General features: G+C 61.8%; 15 protein-coding genes. 6 read left to right on the top strand and 9 right to left on the bottom strand.

The features are described 5' to 3' along the window. Positions 1 to 25 precede the first annotated feature (25 nt). Positions 26 to 520, bottom strand: coding sequence for a CGNR zinc finger domain-containing protein (locus OVA13_RS04465; RefSeq protein ID WP_267792606.1), 495 nt, complete (start codon positions 518 to 520; stop codon positions 26 to 28). Between the two features lie 1,149 nt (positions 521 to 1,669). Between OVA13_RS04465 and OVA13_RS04460 the strand changes: the two genes are divergently transcribed. The 3 genes from OVA13_RS04460 to OVA13_RS04450 all read left to right on the top strand — a co-directional run bounded on the left by OVA13_RS04460 (position 1,670) and on the right by OVA13_RS04450 (position 6,247). Then, complete coding sequence (locus OVA13_RS04460) at positions 1,670 to 2,392, top strand: SOS response-associated peptidase (protein ID WP_267792605.1); 723 nt, start codon at positions 1,670 to 1,672, stop codon at positions 2,390 to 2,392. Positions 2,393 to 3,122: 730 nt separating this feature from the next. Further along, positions 3,123 to 5,291: a serine hydrolase domain-containing protein gene (locus tag OVA13_RS04455; protein WP_267792604.1), complete on the top strand. Its 2,169-nt coding sequence runs from the start codon at positions 3,123 to 3,125 to the stop codon at positions 5,289 to 5,291. Next, on the top strand, positions 5,291 to 6,247 hold the full coding sequence (locus OVA13_RS04450) for an alpha/beta hydrolase family protein (protein WP_267792603.1): 957 nt from the start codon (positions 5,291 to 5,293) through the stop codon (positions 6,245 to 6,247). Before OVA13_RS04455 ends, OVA13_RS04450 begins: the two co-directional genes overlap by 1 nt. 10 nt (positions 6,248 to 6,257) lie before the next feature. On the opposite strand, the gene OVA13_RS04445 is transcribed toward OVA13_RS04450, so the two are convergent. Then, positions 6,258 to 6,899 carry a response regulator gene (locus tag OVA13_RS04445; protein ID WP_267792602.1) on the bottom strand — a complete coding sequence of 214 codons (642 nt, stop codon included), beginning with the start codon at positions 6,897 to 6,899 and terminating at the stop codon, positions 6,258 to 6,260. Then, on the bottom strand, positions 6,896 to 8,548 hold the full coding sequence (locus OVA13_RS04440) for a GAF domain-containing sensor histidine kinase (RefSeq protein WP_267792601.1): 1,653 nt from the start codon (positions 8,546 to 8,548) through the stop codon (positions 6,896 to 6,898). Before OVA13_RS04440 ends, OVA13_RS04445 begins: the two co-directional genes overlap by 4 nt. A 252-nt stretch (positions 8,549 to 8,800) precedes the next feature. Between OVA13_RS04440 and OVA13_RS04435 the strand changes: the two genes are divergently transcribed. From OVA13_RS04435 to OVA13_RS04425, 3 genes are all read left to right on the top strand, one after another. Further along, entirely contained in the window at positions 8,801 to 9,637 is an 837-nt protein-coding gene (locus tag OVA13_RS04435) for a c-type cytochrome (RefSeq protein ID WP_267792600.1), read from the top strand. 1,302 nt (positions 9,638 to 10,939) lie between these two features. Beyond that, positions 10,940 to 11,614 carry a helix-turn-helix domain-containing protein gene (locus OVA13_RS04430; RefSeq protein WP_267792599.1) on the top strand — a complete coding sequence of 225 codons (675 nt, stop codon included), beginning with the start codon at positions 10,940 to 10,942 and terminating at the stop codon, positions 11,612 to 11,614. A 103-nt stretch (positions 11,615 to 11,717) separates the two neighbouring features. Then, complete coding sequence (locus OVA13_RS04425) at positions 11,718 to 12,602, top strand: helix-turn-helix domain-containing protein (RefSeq protein ID WP_267792598.1); 885 nt, start codon at positions 11,718 to 11,720, stop codon at positions 12,600 to 12,602. Here the strand turns inward: OVA13_RS04425 and OVA13_RS04420 are convergent. The 6 genes from OVA13_RS04420 to OVA13_RS04395 form a co-directional block, all read right to left on the bottom strand. Then, complete coding sequence (locus OVA13_RS04420; protein ID WP_267792597.1) at positions 12,577 to 13,920, bottom strand: esterase/lipase family protein; 1,344 nt, start codon at positions 13,918 to 13,920, stop codon at positions 12,577 to 12,579. The genes OVA13_RS04425 and OVA13_RS04420 overlap by 26 nt on opposite strands. 367 nt (positions 13,921 to 14,287) lie before the next feature. Beyond that, entirely contained in the window at positions 14,288 to 15,001 is a 714-nt protein-coding gene (locus OVA13_RS04415; protein WP_267792596.1) for an XdhC family protein, read from the bottom strand. A gap of 305 nt (positions 15,002 to 15,306) precedes the next feature. Beyond that, positions 15,307 to 17,517, bottom strand: a complete 2,211-nt coding sequence (locus tag OVA13_RS04410) for a xanthine dehydrogenase family protein molybdopterin-binding subunit (RefSeq protein WP_267792595.1) — start codon at positions 17,515 to 17,517, stop codon at positions 15,307 to 15,309. Beyond that, positions 17,514 to 18,494: an FAD binding domain-containing protein gene (locus OVA13_RS04405; protein ID WP_267792594.1), complete on the bottom strand. Its 981-nt coding sequence runs from the start codon at positions 18,492 to 18,494 to the stop codon at positions 17,514 to 17,516. Before OVA13_RS04405 ends, OVA13_RS04410 begins: the two co-directional genes overlap by 4 nt. Next, positions 18,491 to 19,141 carry a (2Fe-2S)-binding protein gene (locus tag OVA13_RS04400; protein ID WP_267792593.1) on the bottom strand — a complete coding sequence of 217 codons (651 nt, stop codon included), beginning with the start codon at positions 19,139 to 19,141 and terminating at the stop codon, positions 18,491 to 18,493. Before OVA13_RS04400 ends, OVA13_RS04405 begins: the two co-directional genes overlap by 4 nt. A 1,288-nt stretch (positions 19,142 to 20,429) precedes the next feature. Next, a complete protein-coding gene (locus OVA13_RS04395) occupies positions 20,430 to 22,466 on the bottom strand; it encodes a ferritin-like domain-containing protein (protein ID WP_267792592.1) in 2,037 nt (678 codons plus the stop codon). Positions 22,467 to 22,799: the final 333 nt, after the last annotated feature.

The following is a 22,799-nucleotide window of genomic DNA, read 5'->3' as shown; positions in this document are numbered from 1 at the left end:
GCCGCTTGTGCGATTTGGTGCGGTCTTAGAACCACAAGATACAGTTCGGATGCTCGCACTGCCGGACCAGCGCGAAGTCGCCATCCGAGAGAAGGTGCGCCGCGGCTTCGGCCACCGGGCCGAGCGGCGACGCGGCCGTCCCATTGGCGGATACATGGGTGATCTCTAACCTGCCTGACGTATCCCGCTGCAGCCGCGGCGAGGTCAGATGCGCCTCCAGGAGAACGTTGAGCGGCTGCACATCTAACGGTTCGCCTGCCTTGCCCGTGGCAATTGCTTTCCGCTCGGCGCTCCAGAGGTCACGGCCGCGTTGCAGCAGGTCCGACGGCGTATGCTCGCCTGCCGGATCGACGCCCTGCCGCACCAGCCAACGGTGCATATCCTCCCTGCTCTCCCAGTGATCGATTGCCTGTCCCTGGCTGAGCGCTTCGGTGTTCAGCGGATTCAGTGCGAGATGATCCCCGACCTGTGGAGCGTACGGCACCCCACCGATGCCGGCATGCGGTTTAACAGCATGCATGGCAAGTAACCTTGAAAAATACGGTTAACAGGTTATCACGGCTGGGCAAGAGCGGACACAGCCCAACCACGGGGGACCTCACCGCCGCACGAAAGTGCTGCAGCTGGGTGGGGCTGTGGATAGGGGCTCACAATGGAAGGGAGGGGTTCTGCCAGCAACCGCAATAGTCTTGGTCGACTGGCACGTCCGGCGCATGGGTAACCACGCTGGATAAGGCCTCTGCGTAGGTCTTCCACCACAACCCGCAACATCACGCCCGCAAAACGTCGCTTACGTATATTTTCTCCACCCGGTTCACGCGAGGAGAAAATCGTGAACGTCATCCCAAAAACACCGTTGCCGGACGGCTTTTCGTGGCTTATTGAAGACGACTTGTGGACCTTGCTGTTTCGGGGTCAAGAGGTCATTCGGATCTCCAAGGTCGGCGAAGGTTGGGTTGGTGCGCTCCTCGCTGGTGAGCCCGACGCACGCCATCAGGTTGCATTCCGCTCGCCATCTCAGGGTGCCGGATGGGCTACGCAGTGGGTACGACAGCGTCGCCTCTTGTTCGAGAAGTACGGCGTCCCTCAGAGCACAAGCGATGACGCGATTTTTCGCCCCCTTGAATGTTGCTAAGGAGCCTGCGCTCGTTCGCTAGCCGCCTCATCTCGTCTGCGGTGAAAGACTGCCTGATCGTCACTTGCTGAGGGAACGGGGCATCGCCCTGCCCTGCCTGATGGACATGAGCGAACACCCCTCCGTGGCCAATCTGGTGGGATGTTTTCAAGCACAGTGCACAAGAGACAATCCGCCAGGCCGCCTTCTCAGATAGGGCCATCGCGGACAATTTCTGTCATCTCGCAATTGGGCCTTCCGGCAAATACCACTATCTGGCCAAGCGCTGACCTGACCCAATTACGCCCATCTCCACGGCTCCTGCCAAGCACCTTCTTAGACCTGCGAACAGACGACAACGAGGCCCACCTCATCGGTCAAGGTGTTGAGAGGCTTGTTCTCGGTAAGGGGAGTGGCCGCAAGGCGCGTCCAACTGATATTCCATGATGCGGTTTCCTGGCGAACACACCTCCCTGCGTGGTTGGGTTACTCCTCGTCCGGCCTTTTGCTGCTCGGTGAATCTTAAACTCACGCGTCAGCGGTTAGGCTTTCAGAATGCGTCGATTCGCTCAGGCCATTGCCGACCGGGACCAACTGGCGGAGTCCATCCCTGAAGCCATTGCGCAGGCGATCGCAGACGATCAGGACAGATACAACATTGGCAAGGGAAAGCCGGCCAACGTGATCGCAATGACGGACAACCGCCTGGTCGTCCTGATCGATATGGTCTGGGGTCTCGTGCCCCGCTGGTCCAAAGAGCCCACGACGCACTACACAACCGTCACCGCGCGCCTTGAAAGGGCCCCGAAGAGCCGAATCTTCGCCCAGGCATGGAAGGAGCGGCATTGCCTGGTTCCTATGTCCGGCTACTTCAAATGGGACCGCCAGCGAAAGCCGCCGTGGCCCCACTTCATCCAGACGCGGGACGGATCGGCATTGTTGGCTGCCGGCCTCTGGGAGCGCTGGGAAGGCGAGGATGGGACCTCACTTCTCAGCTTCGCGGTGCTGACCGCCCCCAACCTGGCCATCCCGTCGCCTCTAACTCAGGACGGCCCTATTTTCCTTGAGGGCAAGAACGCTATCCGTTGGCTGACCGGCTCCATCTCCAGCCCCCGCTCACTGCTTCGACATGCCCACGTCCCCTCCTTGGAGAGCTACACCGTGGGGCGCGCCATTGCGAAGGCCGATGTGGACGACTACACGCTTCTTGAGCCGGTCGATCCGGCTGAGAAGGGCCCCGAACCGACGGACGAAGACGAAGACTGGGAAGATGACTAGGTCGTAGGGCAAGCGAAGTCAGGTGTGCACCCTGTTGTCACCACGGACATGCTCTCTTGGTGGTCCTTCGAGGAGAACATCAATGAGAACCCTACTCTACGCCGCTGCGTTCCTAGTCCTGCTGGCCGGCTGCGACCGCCGCGACGATCCCACGGTGTCCTTGGATAGCCAGGAAGTCAGCAGTCCGCCTGGTGAGAATGCCGGAAGCAATGCCGGCAGCATGGCGCCCGCCCCAGCTACGGACGCAACGATGGATCAGAGTATGCGGCCGGCAGTTCCGGCACGCTGCAATGGGTTGACCGGCGCCATGCTGGACCAGTGCATCAAGCAGGAAGACGCCACTGACCGGGCTTCGACTGGAGCGGACTCGGCAGCCAAAGACGAAACGCGAATCCCTTAGGGCATTCAACAGGGGTGGTGAAGAAGGCGTGCGCCTCATCGTCGGCCATTCCAGCACGGTGATCGCCGCAGCGGTTCCAAGGTGAGATTGATGCATAGATCAAAAGTCCCATGAAACCATTCTTCCAGAGCCACTGCTGATTGAATGAGCCCTCCGCAGCAGGCCGCCAATGTGAGAACAAATCTGGCAACTAACCCCTAGCGGGGTCACGGTGCGCCCCATTGGGGCAGCGTGCCATGACGACAGTTAGCGTACGGACCCGACGAAGGACGCTGGAGCGCGGATGCCTGCGGGACGCAAGCTTTCCCGGCCCTCCCCCGGATAACGCTCATGCATTCCCCTGATTCTCGAACCGTCGACGATCCATCGATTTCCTCGCAGCCCATCGCAAACACGCTTGGCAGCGATGGTCAGCCCTCAATCACCCGCGTGAAGCTCCGGCGCCGCGCTACCGATATCAACCGCAAGCGTCAGCTGCTTGGGGCGCTTCTGTTGGCCAGTGTCACCGCGACAGTCGTCTTCGCAGCCCGAGCCATCGAGCCGCACGCATCATTATCTACTGCTGGCGCGTCCAAGCTGGCGCACGATACCGAAGTGACTACACAGGTGGGTACGCGTTTCCTAGCACCCGCAGGCTGGACGCTGCACAGCGGTGGCGATGTGACTTGGCTCTCGCCACCGGAAGCCAATGCCTGGGTGGCGGCAGTGGACGCGCGCGGCTCGACGGCGGATGCGGCGCTCGCGGATGCTTGGTCGCGTCTTGGTCGTACGCCCGACGCTCCCCTGCGGCTGTCCACGCCCGGCGCCGCACGCGACGGGTGGACACAGATCGCCAGCTACCGCTACGACACCCCCGCTGCGCAGAACCGTCTGCTGTCCGCCAGCGTATTCGGTCGCGATGGCGCTTGGACCGTCTTCTTCGTGGACATGCCCTTGGACGTCGCCGATCGCAGGCGCAGCCAGTTGGCGCTCATCAATGGGCGCATCATGCCGACCGGCCACGTGCGCGAATCCTTCGAGGGGCGGATTCCCCGACAGCTGGGAGAGGCGGAGGTCCGCCAACTCAATGCCTTCATTGCTGATGCGCGTCAACAACTGGGCATTCCCGGCGTCGCTATGGGCTTGCTGCAGGGTGGCCGCGTGGTCTATGCCGGCGGCCAGGGTCTACGTGCCGAAGGGTCACCGGAAACGGTCGATGAGAAGACACTTTTCCTGGTGGCGTCCAATACCAAGGCCATGACCACCATGATGCTGGCGCGAATGGTCGACGCAGGCCGCCTGCAGTGGGATATGCCCGTGGTACGTGCTTGGCCGTCGTTCCGGCTGGGAAGCGACGACGCGAGCCGGAAGATCGAAGTGCGGCACCTGCTGTGCGCCTGTACTGGGCTGCCGCGCCAGGACTACCCGTGGCTGATGGAGTTCACTGGCCGGGATGCCGAAGACGTGGTGGCCGACCTGCGCGACGTCGTCCCCACCACTGCATTCGGACAGCTTTACCAGTATTCCAATCCGCTCGCTGCCGCGGGGGGCTATCTGGGTGCGCGTATAGCCCACCCCGACCAGCCCCTCGGCAACGGCTACGACAACGCGATGCACGAAGAAGTTTTCGCGCCGCTGGGCATGCGCAGCACTACTTTCGATTTCGACCAGGCCCTGGCCGGCAACCACGCCAGTCCGCATGCCTGGGATGCACAGGGCCGCGTGGCGCTGGTGGACCTGGGCGTAAACCGCTCGATCGTGCCTGTCCGCCCGGCAGGCGGTGCATGGAGCAACGTCGAGGACATGTTGCGGTTCGTCTCTGTTGAACTCGCACGGGGTCGACTCCCCGATGGAAAACGCTATGTGGGGGCGGATGCGCTGCTGGCGCGTTGGGCACCGCAGGTGGCGTTGGGCGCGGAGGCCTCCTATGGCATGGGTTTGGTGATCGATCGCAGTGGAGGCGTGCGCAGCGTGCAGCACGGCGGCTCCATGCCGGGCTACCAGACGGGCATGCTGTGGTTGCCCGAACATGATGTGGGCATTGTGCTGCTGACAAACGCCGACAACGGTGCCGCGCTGATGGGCCTGATGCGCAGGCGCCTGCTGGAAGTCCTTTTCGACGGCAGGCCGATGGCGGCCGGCGAGCTGGCGGCTGCCGCGGCACGGCTTTCCACCAGTGCCGCCGCTGAGCGTCGCTCTCTCACCGTGCCGGCGCCGGCGCCTGTCGTGGACACGCTTGAAGGCACGTATCGCAATGCCCTGCTGGGGCCAATGGAGCTGCGCCGCGAAGGCGGCAGGACCATCGTCGATTTCGGCGAATGGCGCAGCGAAGTGGGAACCCGGCACAACAGCGACGGCACCAGCACGCTGGTCACGGTCGACCCCGGCACCGATGGATATGAGCTGATCGTGGAAGATTCACCGCAAGGTGCGCGCCTGGTGTTGCTGGAATCGCAGCATCGCTATGTCTTCGAACGCGCGGATGCGACCAAGGCCATGGCCCGCCAGGGAGAAGGGTGATGCGTACGCCTCAGGACGGGCGCGGCCGCGGCCTGGGCGGCTTGGCGCTGGCATTGGGCGCGGTGCTCATCACGCCCGTACGCGCTGCGGATGCGTCTTCGACGCCGTCGGCACACCCCAGGACGCAGGTCGAACCTCTGGATATACCAGGCTTCATGCGTATTCCGCGCCCGCAGCCGCATGCGGTGCTGGCGTACGGCGAGGCACCGACCCAGCAGGGTGACCTTTTCCTGCCACGCGGGTCGGGCCCGTTTCCGGTGGTGGTGCTGTTGCATGGTGGCTGCTGGAGCAGCCGTACGGCAGGACGCGAGCAGCTGCGCCACTTGGGCGCGGACCTTGCCGAGCGCGGCATCGCGGTGTGGAACATCGGATACCGCAGGGCGAACGAGGACGGCGGCGGATATCCCGGAACCTACGAGGATGTCGCCAACGGGTTCGATCATCTGCGGAAACTCGCGCGCAGCTATCCCTTGGATCTTGACCACCTGGCAGCCGTGGGTCATTCGGCAGGAGGTCACCTCGCGCTGTGGGCCGCCGGTCGGGACCGACTGGCTCGCAGCAGTGCTTTGCGCGGACCTGCGTCGCTGGTGCCTAAGCGCGTCGTGGTGCTGGGAGGCATCGGCGATCTGGAACGCTACGCGCCGCTCATCCCTGGCATCTGCGGGGAGGACATTGGCGGGCGTCTGGTGGGCCTGCCGGATGCAACCCGGCCCGATGTCTACGCCGACACCTCACCGACCCGCATCGGTGGCAACAACGTGCGAGTGATCATGGTGAGCGGAACGTTGGATCGGTTGGTGCCGCCGCATGTAGCGCACGACTATGCGCGTGCGGTGCCAGACGGGGTGGACGTGCAGCGCGTGGATATCACCGATGCAGGTCACTTCGACCTGGTTGCCGGGGGACCCGCATGGCGATTGGCGCGCGCGCATATCGAAGCGATGCTGGCGAGGTGACGGATCCGCGTCATGGGCGTGTCACCAGACCCTCGCGGTGCGCCAACAGCGCGGCCTGCGTACGGTCGGACACGCCCAGCTTGTCCAACACTTGGCTGACATACCCTTTCACGGTGCCCTCGGTCAGCGAAAGCCTGCGCGCGATGTGCTTGTTGCTGTGGCCCTCAGCCAGCAGCACGAGCACGGAGCGTTCCCGCTCGGTCAGGCTTTCCAGTACTGAGGGGGGCCGGCGCATCCAGTCGAGCATCTGACGCTGCGCTTGTGGGTCTAGCCACGCACGCCCCGCATGCACCTCACGTACCGCACGGATCAGATCTTCGCGCATCGCATCCTTGAGCAGGTAACCACTCGCGCCCGCGGTCAGCGCGTCGCGCACCTGGCTGTCCTCGGCATAGCTGGTGAACACCAGCACCTGGGCTTTGGGACATGCAGTACGCAAGCCGGCGATGGTGTCCGAGGGGGTGGCGCCCGGCATTTTCATGTCCAGGATTACCACGTCGGGGCTTGCAGCGGCAGCGGCGCGCAGGGCGGCCGCGCCATCACCGGCCTCGCCGATGATGACCATGTCAGGCTGCTGCTCCAGCAGTCCGCGCAGTCCTTCGCGAACCACTGCGTGATCATCCACCAGTAGAATGCGGATCGTGTCGGTCATGGCATCACCCTGTCGGCGCGCGGCAGAATCGCGCGGATCCGCGTGCCGCTTGGCTGGCGGGGCGATATCTGCAGCCTCCCTCCCAGTTCAGCTACGCGGCGGCGCATATTGTCGAGCCCCATGCCCCGGCGCACGTTGGCAGGCATGCCTCGGCCATCATCGATGATGGTCAACAGCAGGCGGTCCTGACTCAGTCGCGCACGGATGCCGATGGAGGACGGTGCGCCGTGGCGAACGGCGTTGGAGACGGCTTCCTGGCAAAGCCGCACGACAGCATCTTCATGCGCTTCTTCCTGGGGCAGCACGCCGTCCGTGCGTATCACCAACCGAACGTGGTCGGGCGCCATGGCCGCCAGCAAGGGCACCAGCCGCTGCTCCAGCGTTCCCCGGGGGCGCTGGCGCGGGCGCTTGTCCGGAGAGAGTTCCTGCAGCAGGCCACGCATCTCGCCGAAGGCCAAGCGCGAGAGCTCGCCCAGGCGCTCGATCCGGCGCGCGCCTTCGTCAGCGTCCTGGCGCCAAGCCTGCGCAAGTGACTGGGTGATCAGGCTCATCGAGGACAGGATCTGGGTGACGTTGTCGTGCAGTTCGCGCGCCAGCCGCTGCCGTTCCTCGAGAATGGCGGCCCGGGTGGATTCCTCATGCAGCCGCGCGTTGACGATAGCCACGCCGAGATGCTCGGCAACGATCTCCAGGCTGGTGCGATCAAGCTCGTCGAAGTGCAGGTCACCCTCCACGTTCAGGGCACCCAGTACCTCGCTGCCGTGCAGGATTGGCACCGCGAGCTCGGCCGCTGGCGGCACCACACCCGGCGGCGTGACATAGCGTGGATCGCGCGCTACGTCATTGACCAGCTGTGTGCGCCGCTCGCGCACGGCGGCGCCCATGATGCCGCGATCGATCGGCAAGCGGTCCTCATGGCGTATCAGTTGTTTGTAGGTGCCGCCGCGGATACGGATGACCAGGGTATCGGGCATGCAAGGGTCCAGCAGCGGAATATCCACGTTGGGGTACTCGAGCGTTTCGTGGATTGCGTCGGCGGCCTGTTGAAGCAGTGAATCCAGGTCGGGACCGGACGCCCCGATGGCGGCCACGCGCGCGATGAGCGCAAAACGCGCGGCACGGCGCGTCTCTTCCGCATATCGTCGTGCGTTGTCGATGGCCACCCCGGCATGGCGAGCGAACAGCGCCAGCATGTCCTGTGCTTCTTGACCCAGGGTGCGCCCGTCATGCACGCCTACGCCGAACACGCCGACGAGTTGCTTACGCGCATGGACGGGCATGCCGATGACGTACATGCCGGGCGGTGCGTCGCGCGGCGTGGACGGAAGTTGGTCGTAATAACCGCGATACGCACGACCCTCGGCGAGGACGTATCCGGTCAGGCCGTGGCCCCGCGGCACTGCGTCGGCCAACTGGTCGGGGGGGATGTTGTGACTGCTGACGGTACGGATGACATCGGCGTCGCTATCGTACAGGCCAATGAGGCCGTCGTCAGCGCCTATCAGATGGCAGGCGCGCTCGACCAGGCGGTCGAGTAGCGGCGCCAGCGCCAGCTCGCCGGAGATGTCTTCGATCATCTGGGTAAGCAGCGCGAGGTGCGCGCGGGCGGGGTCGGGCTCGTGCATCAATTCAGGAACGGAAACGGGCATGGAAAGCGGTCCGGCCTGGGCGTGCGCGCATGGTACGCCTGGAGCCGGTGGGCTCAGACCTTGCCAAAGCGCGGGACGCTACCTGTCTTCGGCGGGTGTTCATCACCCACCGGGGGGTGTGGCAGGGGCCATCGCCGCCTGCGAGCCTGTGCGCCACTCCCCTGCTCCCGGTGCTCCGTGCATTCATTCAAGCTGCTTGGCCGTTGGTCCGTTCGCGTCTTGCTCGTTATCACGGCGCTGTCAGCCTTGTGCGTGATCTTCGTCTACGCAGCGAGCGAAGCCCGCCTGCGTCGGACGTACCCAGCGGACGTGTCATTGGAAGCTCCCGACGTCATGCTGGCAGCTCGCGGACAAGAGCTGGTGCGCTCGCGTGGCTGCATGGATTGCCATGGCGAGGCGTTGGCCGGCAAGGTCGTAATTGATGAGCAGCCCTTTGCTCGCATCGTCGGCACCCCCCTGGGGCTTCGCCAGGGCGAGTCGCCGCGTGCCCTGCACGAGCGCATGTACCGGGCCTTGCACCATGGCGTGGATGCACGCGGGAGGTCTCTGTTGATGATGCCTTCGGCGCAATTCGCCAGTCTGAGCCGCAGGGAGATCGAAGCGATGTCCGCTTACGTGGCAAGTTTGCCTCGCGCGAAAGCGCCAATACCGCGCAGTTCCCTTGGACCGGTGGCCCGGAGTCTGTTGGCGACGGGAGGCCTGGACGGGTTCCTGTCGGCGGAGCGTATCGATCACCGCGTGCCGGCTATCGCCCTGGAGCCGACGGGCGGTACCTTCGAGCAAGGGCGTCATCTGGCCCAGCTGTGCACGGGCTGCCACCAGCCCAATCTGGCGGGCGGCAGGATGTCGCACGGGGGGCCCGCCGCGCCTCTGGCATCCAATTTGACGCCGTCCAATGAGCGCTTCGCGGCATGGACCCGCGAGGACTTCCTGCGCGCGATGCGAACGGGCAAACGTCCCGACGGCACGGCCATCGATGGCCGCTATATGCCGTGGCGGGCAATCGGCCAGTCGAGCGATGAGGAGCTCAGTGCGCTTTGGATATATCTTCGATCAATGCCCACTGAGGTGGGCTCAGATGAACCCTAGTTCTTTAATCTATTGGTCTGGCTTTCCCATTGGTACGGCTCTAAGTTAGGGCCGAGGGGTCTGGCTAACAAGCCGACGTATAAGCTGACCCAGCAGGGTGCAGAGCGTGCGCTTTCGCGGATGTCGGCTTTGGGTCGGAAGCTGCCGCCCCCTACCCCCGATAACGATCCCTAACCGCTGCACCGCCAAGTTGTCCGCTTCCCGCCTCGGAGCGGCTATCCGAGCAACCCTAACTGAGTCGCCTCCAGCGTAGCGGCAACTACAGTCAGCTACCTTGTCGTCCACTACCGGCTGCGCATACACGAAGGCTAGGTTTCCAAGTGTTCTGAGCGTGACCCTCGTTGAACTGTGCTGCGATATGTCTGCGTGGTATGTGTTTCTTTGCACTGAATGGTGTGCTGTCCAGTCTTGCTGCAGATGGGGTGCGTGAGGTGACGTCCGGGGATGCGTCGGAAGAGAACCGCTGAGTCTAGTAAGATCAACTACTTACCCGAACTGTCCACTTCTGCGTTACAAACCCATCAGGCTTCCAATGACACCTTGGAAGCTAGACGCGGAACACGCGTCGGACAGTGGCATTCTTACGAACTGACGTTCTGTGTCGCACTCGACCGACTTCGCCGCCGCCCAAGCGCGGATAACGCATTCAAGACGGACCGAGGCGTCGCGACGCCTCGGTGATGTCGTACTCGACTCTAGCTGGGACCACCGGCTAGATCGTGCGCCGGCCCAAGCCATCCTTTTCTAGCTCGCGCGATTGAGCCGTGAGTGCTGTGCTGGGCAACTATAGGAATCGCGCGCCAATGCTTCCGGCGGCCACACCAGTACCGCCCGGGCATCGGCGTAGCGCTGTCGCGAGATTGCGTTCTATGTCGCGGCCTTGCGGCGACCCCGCCCACCCAACCACTACCCCGCCGTCGGATAAGCGGTAAGTACATTCATTTACATGATGGATATCATCATGAATGAGGATGCTGCCGTCCCAACGCGATGGAGGTGACGATGGCCGCTTATGGCCGCCATTCACTCATTAACGCCGAACTTCCTCAGAAGCTGGATCTGAGAAGTTCTTATAGACCATGGTCTGGCATTACGGTCCAGATCCACCATTTGCGACGACCGGGAGAGGCAATATCACAGCCGCAAGATCACCACATTCTGGCCATGCGCTACCTTGGGCATGCGAATTTTGAGCAGAGGCGTTTGGGCCGTACTCATCGAAGGATCGTCGTACCCGGAAATTTGGGATTACACCCGCGAGGTGTGGAATCCCGGTGGCGATGGGATCGGCCAGGCTCGATTGTGATCTCCCGCATTCCCACCAGGTTGCTTATCGAGGCATCCGCCCAACACCTGCGAGAGGATAAGGACGAGGTCATCCTAAGAAACTGCTTTGGTGCACGCGATCCTTTTGTTGAGTCGATGCTGAATTTGCTTGCAAGAGAGCTGTCGCTTCCGGAGCATCCGGTCCAGCCGCTCGTCGCCGAACACCTCTCCTGTGCGCTGGCGGCGCATCTCGTACACCGCTTCAATGCCAACGTCGGCCACCTCGCGTCAAGTAGTGATGCTCTTCATCCAAGCGCACTCTCTCGTGTTCTTGACTTCATACACGGTAGTCCAGACGCGGATATCGCCCTTACGGATCTGGCGTGTATCGCGCAGGTCAGCAGGTTCCACTTCTCCCGCCTGTTCAAGCGGAGCACGGGCACCTCACCCATGGCCTATCTTGAGCGTGTAAGGATGCTTAGAGCACGCAAGCTTCTTACGGAGACAAGAACAGCTATCGCGTCGGTAGCGGCAATGACGGGGTTTACGGACCAGTCCCAGTTTGCAAGGCGGTTCAAGCTCTACTTTGGGTATTCGCCTTCCGATTACGTAAAGCAGATTATCCGGGGTGGCAGGCAGGCGGACCACCGTGAATGGTATCCAGGACGACTGAAGGGCACGAATCTTCCTGTACGCGCAATCAGATCCTAGCGTTGATCGTTTGCCCGCCTCTACTTTTAAGAAATCGCATCACGTCAGCTTTTATCCACAACGCATCTTCTGGCTGCCATGCCGTACTGTCTACGAGGCGCATATGAGGACTCAAGCACTAGCCAGCGCAGTCGAAGGTATCCGCGACCTGGTTGGCGTCCCGCCGCCGGTATCGCCGTACGTTCTGAGAGGGGGCACGCAGCTGACCGGTCGCTGGCAGAACGGCTCGTTTGAAGGAAGGTTGCCTCCCCTGTCGGAACATGTCATTGCGGCAACCTATGCCGGAGGAGTGAATGTCAAGGCCGTGATCGACGGAAAGAAGGTATCCCTCGCGCAAGGACCAGGCGTTGTCACGATCGCGCCGCGTGGACAAGGAGGAGCATGGAGCATCAATGGGAATATCGAAGTTTCCAATGTTCTACTCAGTCAAGACAGGCTTGCTTCGTGTGCCGACCAGTTGGCCGAGGGCCGTACTATGGAGATCCAAGCGCGAGTTGGACACTCCGACCCCAAGTTGTTCCAGCTTATGAAGCTGCTTTGCGATGAAATTGAGTGGCCGCAAATGCACTCAACCCTTTTTCTTGAACATGCGATCGATCTGGTGTGCCTGCAGCTTCTTCGGTCTCACTCGACCTTGGGCACGCTGGCCTTCAAGCCGCAGAAGGGCCTGGCACATTGGCAGGTGCGACGGGTCATCTCTTACATGAGGGAGCATATAGGCACCGACATCACCCTCCAGGACTTGGCAAACGTGGTCAGCATGAGCAGGTTCCACTTCTGCGGGGCCTTTCGCGCTGCGACGGGCGTGCCACCCCATGAATACTTGACGCGCATGAGGATGAAAGTTGCATGCGATCTGCTGGAACATTCCGGATTGCACGTAAAGGATGTCGGCCATGCCGTTGGCTATACGACGTCCTCCGCGTTCACCTCGGCCTTCCACCGGATCATGAGGTGCACGCCTAGCCAGTATCGGCGTCATGCATGAGTCCGCAGGAGGCTTGTGCGGTTCCGGAAAGATCCAGATGAAGTATGCGTACGACCTCTGCGATCGCTTCGTCGTACTCGTGTACATTGTGGCCAGCTTCGATTACCAGAGTTGAAGCTGCGCCAGGCAGGATAGCGCTGTCGAGAGGCACGATGCCATCGCCGGGTGGTGAACTGTTCGCGCGGTGTCCTGCAATGGTATGGAATGGGGTCGCGCACGGAATGGTCAACGCTCTGGCAGCCGCCATGACGGGCTGATCGCGCCTGAGTGTCGTGATGCTGTTGATGTTCTCCCGGAGAAAGTAGTCTCTCAGGCCTAACGGTATCGCCTCTTCATTGGCGGCCGCGACCCGCTGCAGGGATGCCAACTCCGGACTGCGTCGTCCCACTAGGCGATTGAAGGTTCGCCCAATGAAGGAACCGGCGGTCGGGCTGCCTTGATGCGGAGACGCCAGAAATACCCCGCGCCTTACACCGGGATAAGGATCGAAGCGAAACATTGCTTCCAGGTACCGTATATCTTCAGAGCTACCGGCGAGGGATGCCACGGGTTTGGTGAAGGCGGCATTCCAGACGGCGTCGTTCGATTGAGCCATGAGCAGCCGTGAGATCGCGCCGCCCATACTGTGACCAAGGAGTACCATGTGATGCCTCGCCGGTGCGGTCCCCGAGGGATCCAGGACTTCCCATGCAGCATCCAGATGCTGCTTCACCCTGTGTCGGGCCACCAAGATGGGTTCATTTGTCTCGTAGACGACCTGCCAGATCTGGTAGCTGGCGCGAAGCTCGGGATCAGCCCAGACAGCGTTGGACAGGCGGGCCCACGTCACAGGACTGCTGCCCAGGCCATGAATCATCACCAGTGTGCGCTTCTTCGGGTCATAGTCTTCAAGCAGATAGACTCCAGCCCGTCGCCCCATCTCTCGCCCTCCGAGCAGATTCCAGATGGAGAGGCGTCGAATAGGGGAGTCGTCCAGTGCCGCTGCATAGAACGCTGAACTGTCCTCGGCAAGGGGCCAATAGTTGGAGCCTGTGTAAACGCCCTTGGTTCTGATGGCGTGACCCAGTACCAGGCGCGCAGTGCCCCTTGCTCTGCCAGGTTCAAGCCAGGCAGTTGCAGACCGGGCCACTCCGGAAGGAGGTAACAGCTTGCACTCGGGCCGTCCGCTGCACCGTTCCGACATGAGGACAACCGGTACACCGAAGCCGGGCTTCGTCTTTCTCGCTCCCCAGTACATACGCATCGGTACCCGATCAGAGGGAATGATCTGAAAGTTGTCAACCAGATTGGGTGACGCATCTCGCAGGATGACTTCCATCGGCACGCCACCCACGACGACGTCCCCCTGGCGCCACCGTTTGTGCTCCCGCGTTACTACCTTCAACCAAGCCCTTGTGCAAGCCGTTGCTTTGGCTGATGCCTGCAGGGCGGATTCTCTCTGGTTGCTTGCCATGCCATCGAGTGCCCTCAGAGCGCATGAGACATCCGCGCTGCGCACAGATGGAGGCGTCCCGCGGCGTTCACCCTGGCTTTTGTCTGGCTTTTCGCTGGCCGTGCCATCCCCTGCTTGGCTTGTATCGATCTCTCGAAAAGAGGAACACGCGGCAAACTGGAAGAGGATCGAGACGAGGCACCAGCGGAAAGTCCTCATCTGAGTTTCCATGGCTGGCTACCCTGCCCCAGGCTCAGATAGCGACAAGGATGGGCTCTGACGCCACCTCACCGACGAGGTTGATGTTGTGGCGTCGGGATAGCAAGACTACTTCCGCCAGGATCGACAGTGCGATCTCACGTGAAGTCTTGGCGCCAAGGGCGAGCCCCGCCGGCGATCGCAAGCGGGTAAGCGACAGACGATTGACGCCACGGGCTTCCAGCGCCTGTATTCGCGCCTCGCGCTTACTGCGGCTACCGAGCACGCCAACACAGAACGCAGCGCTGGGGAGCGCCTGCTGAAGCACCAGCACGTCAAGATCAAGGTCGTGAGTGAGACAGTAGACTGCCGTGAACTCATCGATCTTCAGCGCGTCCAGCCCTTCCTGCAGCGAACCGGCGAGGTAACTCGTCACTGGCACCTGCGGCGGTGGATCAGCGGGACCTTGATGGCGCCATAGCACGACCTCCATTCCCATGTGTCCGGCCAGCAGGGCGGCGGCCAAGGTGATCGGGTCGCCGCCGATAAGGACCAGCCTGATGGGCGGCGCGTACCGGCATCGATGGACCAGGTTGGAAGGCCAGCTATCCCCTCCCACGGCCATGGCGCCGGTGTCCAGGTGGGTGAAGACGTCTACGGCGTGGCGCCCTGCCCTGGCAGCGGCAAGGCACGCAAGCCACCGGCTTCCAGGTTCGACGAGCCTGACGAACACTTCGATCCGCCCGCCACATGTGAGCTGGATGTCCATGTAAGGACTTCCCTTTCCGTAGGCAAGTAGGCGGGGCAAGCCATCTTTCAAGCACTGCAGGGCCTCTGCGGCGACCGCAGCTTCCACGCAACCCCCTGACACGTAACCGTGAATCTCACCCCGTGGCGTGATCAGCAACTCGGACCCCACCTGACGCGGCGAGGAACCCACCACTTTTACCAACGTGGCCAGGACGAACGGCTCCTGGGCCGCCGCGCACTGCAGCATGAGGGGCACGACGTCATCGACCAAGCCATGGACAGGCCAGGACGGCCATGCCGGGGCGGACGTAGCCATGTGCACGCTCAAGCGTGATGCAGCAGATTCTCGATGCGAATGGGGAGGTTTCGTATGCGTTGCCCTGTCGCGTGATAGATCGCGTTGCCGATCGCCGGCGCGACCCCCACCAAGGCAATCTCACCCAGCCCCTTTACCCCCAGCGGATTCACGTAAGGATCCTCCTCGTCCACGAAGATGACCTGCATGTCGCCGATGTCCAGATTGACGGGCATCAGATAGTCGGCCATGTGCGCATTGATCGGGCGCCCATCGCGGGCATCCAGTACTGTTGCCTCCATGATCGCCATGCCGATGCCGCCGACCATGCCGCCCACACACTGGCTGGTTGCCAGCCGAGGGTTGATGATCCTTCCGGCGCCATAGGCGCCCACCATCCGGCGGATGTGCATGGTGTACACATCGGGGTCAATGCCTATCTCCACGAAGACGGCACCAAAGGCGTGCATCGAGTACTTCGACGCCTCTTCCCCGCGCCCTCCCGTACCGTCGGCGCTCAAGCCCGCCGGGGCGAGCCTCGCAAGCTGCTCATAGGTAAGTTCACCGCCCTTCTCGCGCTGCCGCAGCGAACCTTCACCCCAATACAGGAACTCCGGGTTGGCTCCCCGGAAGGGTGAGCCGTCAGCCGTGGTAGCTACTTTGATCAGTTCGGCCCGCAATGCTCTGCAGGCGCTCTGAACGCCTGAGCCAACCGAAGCCATGGTCATGGAGCCGCCATGCGGTGGCGTAGGGGGAAAGTCTGACTGGCCAAGACGGAATCGAACCGCTTCCATCGGGACGCCCAGCGTCTCGGCGGCGACCTGCGTGATAGAGGTGTACGTGCCAGGTCCCATATCGCTTGCAGCAGCCTCTACCTCGAACTGACCGCCAGAAGTGATACGTGCCCGGGCGTTCGCCGGGATGAACCAAACCGGATACGTACCCGATGCCATGCCCCAGCCGATCAACGTGCGCCCGTCTTTCATTGAACCAGGCTTGTGCGTACGGCGTGACCAACCAAATCGCTTACCACCCTCCTCGTAGCACCGCAGCAGAGACCTGCTGGAAAACGGCTTTCCGTTCCCTTCGTCGATTTTTGGTTCGTTTCGCCGCCTCAGTTCGACGGGGTCCATATCTAGTTTGTAGGCGAGCTCGTCAAGCGCCGTTTCAAGCGCAAAGATCCCACTGGCCTCTCCTGGGCCTCTCATGTAGGTTGGCGTGGATGTATCGCAGGGCTGCAGGCGATAGTCCACCTTGAGATTGGGGCAGGAGTACATGTAGTTGGTGGCGTTCACCAAGGCTTCCGCGAACTGTTCGTAGCGGCTGGTCTCGCCCACACCCCGATGCTCGAGATGCGTGAGGCGGCCATCGCGGGTTGCACTCACCCGCAGGTGTTGCAGCGTTAAGGGCCTGTGGCCGGTCGTATAGAAAGTCTGCTTGCGTGAGAGCGTCACATTCACCGGACGTCCCGTGAGCTTGGCCGCCAGGGCAGCCAGCGTGACGTGTGGCCATGTGCGCAGGCTGGTACCAAAGGCGCCACCGATGAACGGACTGATGACCTGGACGTTGGCCGGTTCGATTCCAAAGATGGCCGCGATTTCCGCCTGCTCGTTGACCACGAACTGACTCTTGCTCCAAAGGGTGAGCTTGTCACCATTCCATGCTGCCAAGGTGGCGTGGAGTTCGATCGGGTTGTGGTTCTCGCGCGCGATGTCGTAGTCCTCCTCGACGGTCACAATGTCAGGGACGACAGCGGCCATGTTCCCTCGATGCTTGGCGGCCTCTTCTCCCATCGCTGTCGGTACGACTGTGGGTAGCGATGGATCGCGCAAATCTACAATGGGTCTCTGCCGCTCATAGCGCACGTTCAATGCGTTCGCCGCTCGCTCGGCATTGTCCAAGGAGTCCGCGACGACCACCGCGACAGGCTGCCCATAGAAGCGGACAGTGGCGTCCTGAAGCATGTGCAGGCGCTCACCCACCGCAGGGTCGATGAAGGCCTTATGAGGCTTGTAGGGCAACTTGGGGGCGTTCAGGTGGCTGATAACCGCGACCACGCCAGGCAGGGATTGGGCCGCGGCAGAATCGATACTCAGGATCCGTCCCAGACCAACCGTTGAAGGCACTACCACGCCATACAACTGGCCTGGCAAGTGAAAATCACCGGCGTACTGGGCACGCCCGGTGACCTTGTCTCGGCCATCGACCCGCTTCTCGCTTTTTCCAATCAGCGCGCTCATGCTGCCACCTCATTCGCCATTTCAAGGGCGCGCGTAACGGTCCGCGCCAGGAGCGGGATCTTGTAGCCGTTGTGGTGAAGTGCTTTTGCGCCCGATGTCGCCGCCTCCCCTGCACTCTCGAACAACTCACGAGATGGCCGCTCACCGACCAGCAGCCTCTCGACATCGCGCATCCGCCATGGTCGGGTGCCCACGCCTCCACAAGCCACCCGCGCATCACGGACAACGCCACCTTCAATGTGGAGGGCGGTTGCGGCTGCGACCAATGCAAACTCGTAAGAGGCCCTGTCACGGACTTTCAGGTAGCGGGCGCGCCGTGTATGCGGCCCTAAAGGCACCCGAACCTCGACAATCAACTCGCCGGGAGCCAGTGTATGTTCCAGGTGAGGAGTGCTGCCGGGTAGCCGGAATAGCTCTTCGACGGGAAAGCTTCGCCGGCCGGAAGGGCCTTGGACGTGGAGCGTGGCATCCATCGCTATCAAAGCCACCGCAACGTCCGACGGGTGGGTGGCCGCGCAATGCTCGCTGGCTCCCAGCACTGCGTGTCCTGCGTTCAGGCCATCCTGGGCGGCGCAACCGGAGCCAGGTTGGCGCTTGTTGCAACCCACATCCCGCATGCGGAAGTAGGGGCATCGAACGCGCTGGAGAAGATTCCCCCCGATCGAAGCCATATTTCTCAGTTGAGGAGATGCGCCCTCGATCAATGACTCCGACAACAGCGGGTGATGTCGCTTGACTTCCGGGTTGGCGGCCATGTCAGACATCCTGACCAGTCCCCCAATCACCAGTTCGTCCTCTTCTTTCCGAATGTAGTCAAGAGGAAGCGAGTTGATGTCGACCAGCGACTGTGGCTTCTCGACCTCCTCGCGCATGAGATCGAATAGCGTCGTGCCGCCCGCAATGTAGCGGCCACCCTCGCCCGCCAGCTTGACCGCGTCATCGACGCTCTTTGCTCGAGATAAGGTGAAAGGAATCATGACTGCTCCCTCTGGGCGGCATCTACCACCGCAGCGCTGATACCCGCGTATGCACCGCATCGACAGATATTTCCGCTCATCCAATATTTGGCTTCTTGCTCTGAGGTCGCGTGTCCTTCCTTGATGCATGCCACCCCGGACATGATCTGACCCGCCGTGCAGTACCCGCACTGGAAGCCCTCATGATCGATGAAGGCCTGCTGCAGCGGATGGAGTCGGTCCCCGACGGCAAGCCCTTCAATCGTGGTCACTTCTGCGCCGTCATAGAGAACGGCTGGGGCGAGGCACGAGACAATCCGGCGTCCATCCACCAACACTGTGCACGCACCACAAGCCCCCTGATTGCACCCCTTCTTCGTGCCGGTAAGTTGCAGGGACTCCCGTAACAAGTCCAGCAGGGACTGACGGTTGTCCACCTGCATAGCGCGGCGCTCGCCGTTCACTGTGATCGTCAGGGGTGTACGCCGGACGCTGCTTTGCGGATCACTTTGCGCCGGTGCGGCCGTCAGGGATGACAACGGGATTAGCGTTGCACCAGCCACGGTGCTTCCCGCAATCAGGAAGTCCCGACGGGACTCGTCGTCGGGCGCAGCGTGCTGCAGGTCGTCTGGAGGACTGCCAGGAACCATCGGGGGGATCTGACTCATGTGCGGCCTCTCGATTGAATCGATGGGTAGCGACGTCAGTAGGTGAGCCCAGGAAAGCCTTCTCTTGCCCGCGCCGTTCCTCTCTAGTTAGCCCTCTCCCGAAACGCAGTCAACGTTGCGGATGGCTGTGAGGCGACCTCTTCGCAAGATCACGACAGGTACCGCAACCAGCCGAAACTCTCCCTCAGTAATCCGAATTACCAAATAGAGCTCCCTTTTTGCGGCGTGGGGTATGGGTCAACACTTAAGTAATTCTTACAAGTCCTTGTCGCGTAGGGCGTCTGATCGCTACGCCTCGTCAGCCCCATCCTTTCATCTCAAAAGTGGTCTTTGTGATGAACTCGAATTTCACCACCATCGACCCGCTGCTTCCTCCTTGGAAAGCATGCTAACGCCCGTTCGACTGGGCTTCTCGCTTGGAGTGATAGCGGCTGCCATCTGGGGCGCATTCATTGCCGTTTCTAACCTCGGCATTGAAACCTGGCTGCTGCCAGCGGACATGACGTTCCTAAGGCTCTCCGCAGCGGCACTGGTCCTGCTGCCCTTCCTTCTGCCCCGACAGCCCGCGACCCTTGCGGGGTTGGGCTGGCCGCGTGCAGCTCTGCTCGAGGTGTTTGCCGGCCCACTATTTGTGCTGGCCACCGGTTAGGGTTACCTGTATGCCCCGCTCGCTCACGGGGCGGTGATACAACTGGGCGTGATCACCATGGCGGGGCATGTTGATCGCCTCGTTCTGGTTCGCCGACAGGCTCTCCGCCACGAGGATTTCCGGCCTGCTTACTCTGCGGGTTGGACTCGTTGCTGTGGCCGGCTCCGGGCTCTTGGATGCAGTTTATGGAGCATGGCGAGGAGATGCCCTCTTTGCTCTAGCGGGCCAATGTTTGCGGTGTATACCGCGCTCGTGCGCATCGGAGCTGAATGACTTCGCAGCCACGATCACCATAATGATGATCTCTGCGATGGTGTATGCCCCCATCTACATCACCGGCGGCGGCCTTCACAGGCTGGCCTCCGCGGATATCAGTGACCTAGTGATTCAGGAGCTGGTTCAAAGTATCCTGTCGGTTGTTGTGTCGCTGTACGCCTTCTCCCGCGCCATCGAACTGCTTGGGACTGCACGCGCCGCACTCTTCCACGCGTTGGCACCCGCCCCTGGCCATCCTCATGGGAATTCCGCTGCTCGGGGAATGGCCCACGATGTGGCAATGGATAGGGCTAGCCATTTCGATGTTCGGATTGATCTGGGCGGCGACTCAGCAGCCATAGCAATACGCTCGGTAACGAGGTCCTAGCTACGGAATCCGTTGGCTCGATGGCTGTTGTCGCAAAACGGCTTGTTTGCTGAGCCTCCGCACCGACATAGCCGAGCAGTCCGAACCCGATCCACGGTTCTGCCGGTGCCCGTGCAGACCTCGAGATTCCCCGTAACGTTCAGGGGACCGTTGAGCTCGGGCTCGATGAACAAGGGGCCACCCCGAGCCGCGAGCGGATCCGAGGGCCTGGAATCTGGCTCCCCGCTAGCCCGGAACTTGATGGTGTTGTGGCTTCCATCGCAGTAGGGCTTGTTGGCGGAGGCACCACATCTGCACAGCGTTAGCCTCATGCCCGCCGGCACCTGGTCGATCCAGGTTTCGGCTCGGAGCGCCAAGGGTCCGTTCTCGTTCACGCGCAGGATGTTCACCGGGGGCGCCTGCTCGTTCTGCCCTCCATCATGACGCTTGTACTGAATCGCCCCCGAAGGACACATGTGAGCCACGGTCACAAGATCCTCCGTGCTGGCCGCGGCGGGATTGATCCAAGGACCCACCACGTTGGCCATAAACACGCCTGGCAAACCCGTTACGCAGTATCGCGCATGGATGCATCGCTTTCCTGAGTAGATGAGGTCGATGTCAGGCCCCGGTATCCGTTCGTAGCCGTCGGACATTGGAATGGGCTGAGGTGGACCACCAGCGATAGACACTACAGGCGTATGAGGACTCCCCTCAGAGGCGAGCGCTGCGTGAGAGCGCGCACCTGCTACCGGAGGCGCTAACTGCTCGGCCCCTTCTGCAATGGCGCCGTGCTCCGCAGCGCCGGCCACATGTGCCTTGAGCCTCGTCGCCAAGTGAGCTACGCCATCCCGGGTAGCAGTGAGTACATCGTCTTGGCCGGCGGCGTTCTGTCCGAGTCTTTCGCAGCGCCCGGCGATCTCATCGAGCCGTTCTGCAAGAATTCCTAAGCTCGTGACGTCTCCAAGTAGCGCAGCTGATGATCGAATTGTGGCAAAGCTGACTCCTGCCGTGACGCCTGGGTATTCTAGGTTAGCGGGCAGTTGCGCGAGGCGTGAGGCGACGGGGGACAGGAACTTCATCAGATCGATACTGGTTCGGACCAGCAACGCCTGGGTAGATCGGCCAACGCCGCTGTATGCCAAGGACAAGCACCTCAGGCAGTGGTTGTACAGGGCGTTTCCCAGGTCGATCAAGCTGGATGCAGGCTCGCAGTTCACCCAGACCTTGCCCTCGGGCGTCGGAGGTATGCGCATTACTGGATTTTCGGCCGCCGCATAAGCTGGCTGAAAATCATCCCGGCTCGCTACGAGGCTTTCGTACTCCTGTTGAATTGCGATAAAGCGCTGATAGTGAGACCGCTCCTCCGACGCTGCGGCGCCCTCACCCTGACGCACGATAGCATCGAGGGCCTGTTGAGCCGTAGCTAAGCATCTGACGACCTTCAGGCCCGGCAAGCGACCCGTCGCCTCATCGAGCTGATGCTCGGGATTGCCAGAGAAAAGCACCTTCTCCCCCAGCTTCTCAGTTAGGGACGTCATTCCTAGGGCGATGATGGCGTATAGCTGACCTACCGTTACGTAGTCGGTCCCTACCGTCATTAGGCGATTCATGTTGGTCAAGCGGTGGTAGGTTTGTGGCGGCTCGAAACCGGCGCCGTCCGCTACATCATGGTCTTCCGGCCTTTCGAGGAAGATAAAGTGCTGAAGCGTACTGGGGTTGAAGGGTGTCAGCTTCACCACCACGCCGGCAGGATGGTAGCCAGGCGCAATGGGGAAGTTCTGGTGTGCAAGGTGCGCTGGGGCACCTATCGCCGAGAGGATGTTGCACACCATGGCCAGGTGTCCCATCTCTTCAATGGCGACACCGAGGATCTCTTGGCGCCAGCGGAGGACGTAAGGAAGATCCTCGCTCGATAGGCCAGCATCAGCCTCCTGCTTCAAGCTGAAGGCCGCATACAGATAGCAGCACATCAGGTGATGCTCGATCTCTGCAGCCTCGGCCAGCAGGGCCCACAGCTGCTCTCGTGAGGTCGGGATGGATGAAATGGTCAAGGTGAAGCTCCCGATTTCGATTGATGTGGCCATTCAGAACACAATATCGGGGTTGTCCGAGTTCAGCATGTGTTCTCGGCAGAACGATCTGGATTACATCGACTGGAGGGGGATGTCCCAGAGTTCCTCTTGGCCGTCTGGGTGGGTGCGAGTACACCCTGCACTACCTCACCCCCGAAAATAGGACTTGGGACCATGGAGATCGCTCTTGGAGCGGAAGTCTTCAGCTCTGCCATGACCGTATTCAGTCCTACTGATAAGGATGCTTCCTGGGCTTCTCCGCTACAATTCTTGAGCGGACCGCACCGCAATCAAGAGCACGAAATCGCAAGT

The sequence above is a fragment of the Pseudoxanthomonas sp. SL93 genome (assembly GCF_026625825.1).
GTDB lineage: Bacteria > Pseudomonadota > Gammaproteobacteria > Xanthomonadales > Xanthomonadaceae > Pseudoxanthomonas_A.
This window is presented reverse-complemented; position numbering and strand designations above follow the sequence as displayed.

Bases quoted from the DNA above. Each gene is read 5' to 3' on its own strand.
- OVA13_RS04465 (WP_267792606.1), bottom strand. From the start codon at position 520: ATGCATGCTGTTAAACCGCATGCCGGCATCGGTGGGGTGCCGTACGCT.
- OVA13_RS04460 (WP_267792605.1), top strand. From the start codon at position 1,670: ATGCGTCGATTCGCTCAGGCCATTGCCGACCGGGACCAACTGGCGGAG.
- OVA13_RS04455 (WP_267792604.1), top strand. From the start codon at position 3,123: ATGCATTCCCCTGATTCTCGAACCGTCGACGATCCATCGATTTCCTCG.
- OVA13_RS04450 (WP_267792603.1), top strand. From the start codon at position 5,291: ATGCGTACGCCTCAGGACGGGCGCGGCCGCGGCCTGGGCGGCTTGGCG.
- OVA13_RS04445 (WP_267792602.1), bottom strand. From the start codon at position 6,899: ATGACCGACACGATCCGCATTCTACTGGTGGATGATCACGCAGTGGTT.
- OVA13_RS04440 (WP_267792601.1), bottom strand. From the start codon at position 8,548: ATGCCCGTTTCCGTTCCTGAATTGATGCACGAGCCCGACCCCGCCCGC.
- OVA13_RS04425 (WP_267792598.1), top strand. From the start codon at position 11,718: ATGAGGACTCAAGCACTAGCCAGCGCAGTCGAAGGTATCCGCGACCTG.
- OVA13_RS04420 (WP_267792597.1), bottom strand. From the start codon at position 13,920: ATGGAAGTCATCCTGCGAGATGCGTCACCCAATCTGGTTGACAACTTT.
- OVA13_RS04415 (WP_267792596.1), bottom strand. From the start codon at position 15,001: ATGGACATCCAGCTCACATGTGGCGGGCGGATCGAAGTGTTCGTCAGG.
- OVA13_RS04410 (WP_267792595.1), bottom strand. From the start codon at position 17,517: ATGAGCGCGCTGATTGGAAAAAGCGAGAAGCGGGTCGATGGCCGAGAC.
- OVA13_RS04405 (WP_267792594.1), bottom strand. From the start codon at position 18,494: ATGATTCCTTTCACCTTATCTCGAGCAAAGAGCGTCGATGACGCGGTC.
- OVA13_RS04400 (WP_267792593.1), bottom strand. From the start codon at position 19,141: ATGAGTCAGATCCCCCCGATGGTTCCTGGCAGTCCTCCAGACGACCTG.